Source organism: Klebsiella indica, assembly GCF_005860775.1.
Lineage (GTDB): Bacteria > Pseudomonadota > Gammaproteobacteria > Enterobacterales > Enterobacteriaceae > Klebsiella > Klebsiella indica.
This window is the reverse complement of record NZ_VCHQ01000049.1, coordinates 1-1819: the sequence shown is the minus strand read 5'-3', so window position 1 is coordinate 1819 and position 1819 is coordinate 1. Positions and strand designations below refer to the sequence as shown.

The window sequence follows — 1819 nt, the reverse complement described above, 5'->3', positions numbered from 1 at the left end:
GGGCTACACACGTGCTACAATGGCGCATACAAAGAGAAGCGACCTCGCGAGAGCAAGCGGACCTCATAAAGTGCGTCGTAGTCCGGACTGGAGTCTGCAACTCGACTCCACGAAGTCGGAATCGCTAGTAATCGTGGATCAGAATGCCACGGTGAATACGTTCCCGGGCCTTGTACACACCGCCCGTCACACCATGGGAGTGGGTTGCAAAAGAAGTAGGTAGCTTAACCTTCGGGAGGGCGCTTACCACTTTGTGATTCATGACTGGGGTGAAGTCGTAACAAGGTAACCGTAGGGGAACCTGCGGTTGGATCACCTCCTTACCTGAAGAACCTGCCTTTGCAGTGCTCACACAGATTGTCTGATGAAAAATAAGCGGTAAAAATCTCTACAGGCTTGTAGCTCAGGTGGTTAGAGCGCACCCCTGATAAGGGTGAGGTCGGTGGTTCAAGTCCACTCAGGCCTACCAAATTTCTGCTGATGCTGCGTTGCGGCGACACTCACATACTTCAGTATGCTTCGTGTCACCACGCCTTGCCTCAACAGAATTAAAGGTTGATGAGATTTAACTACGATGGGGCTATAGCTCAGCTGGGAGAGCGCCTGCTTTGCACGCAGGAGGTCTGCGGTTCGATCCCGCATAGCTCCACCATCATTTACCGCGATAAACAAAAAGCTTCAGAGTGTACCTGAAAAGGTATGCTGCGAAGTTTTGCTCTTTAAAAATCTGGATCAAGCTGAAAATTGAAACGACACACGTAAAGTGTGTATGAGTCTCTCAAATTTTCGCAACGCGAAATGTTTCACGAAACATCTTCGGGTTGTGAGGTTAAGCGACCAAGCGTACACGGTGGATGCCCTGGCAGTCAGAGGCGATGAAGGACGTGCTAATCTGCGAAAAGCGCCGGCGAGGTGATATGAACCCTTGACCCGGCGATGTCCGAATGGGGAAACCCAGTGTGACTTGTCACACTATCGTTAGCTGAATACATAGGCTAACGAGGCGAACCGGGGGAACTGAAACATCTAAGTACCCCGAGGAAAAGAAATCAACCGAGATTCCCCCAGTAGCGGCGAGCGAACGGGGAGGAGCCCAGAGCCTGAATCCAGCTTGTGTGTTAGTGGAAGCGTCTGGAAAGTCGCACGGTACAGGGTGAAAGTCCCGTACACGAAAACGCACAGGCTGTGAGCTCGATGAGTAGGGCGGGACACGTGGTATCCTGTCTGAATATGGGGGGACCATCCTCCAAGGCTAAATACTCCTGACTGACCGATAGTGAACCAGTACCGTGAGGGAAAGGCGAAAAGAACCCCGGCGAGGGGAGTGAAAAAGAACCTGAAACCGTGTACGTACAAGCAGTGGGAGCCTCTTTTATGGGGTGACTGCGTACCTTTTGTATAATGGGTCAGCGACTTATATTCTGTAGCAAGGTTAACCGTATAGGGGAGCCGAAGGGAAACCGAGTCTTAACTGGGCGTTAAGTTGCAGGGTATAGACCCGAAACCCGGTGATCTAGCCATGGGCAGGTTGAAGGTTGGGTAACACTAACTGGAGGACCGAACCGACTAATGTTGAAAAATTAGCGGATGACCTGTGGCTGGGGGTGAAAGGCCAATCAAACCGGGAGATAGCTGGTTCTCCCCGAAAGCTATTTAGGTAGCGCCTCGTGAATTCATCTCCGGGGGTAGAGCACTGTTTCGGCTAGGGGGCCATCCCGGCTTACCAACCCGATGCAAACTGCGAATACCGGAGAATGTTATCACGGGAGACACACGGCGGGTGCTAACGTCCGTCGTGAAGAGGGAAACAACCCAGACC

At 52.0% G+C, this 1819-nt stretch carries 2 tRNA genes and 2 rRNA genes; all 4 read left to right on the top strand.

What is annotated here, in order from left to right:
* Positions 1–323: ribosomal RNA gene (locus tag FE839_RS24265) — 16S ribosomal RNA — on the top strand; the annotation flags it as partial.
* Positions 324–392: 69 nt separating this feature from the next.
* Positions 393–469 (top strand) — tRNA-Ile (locus FE839_RS24260).
* Between the two features lie 107 nt (positions 470–576).
* Positions 577–652 (top strand) — tRNA-Ala (locus FE839_RS24255).
* Between the two features lie 175 nt (positions 653–827).
* Positions 828–1819 (top strand): 23S ribosomal RNA (locus FE839_RS24250); the annotation flags it as partial.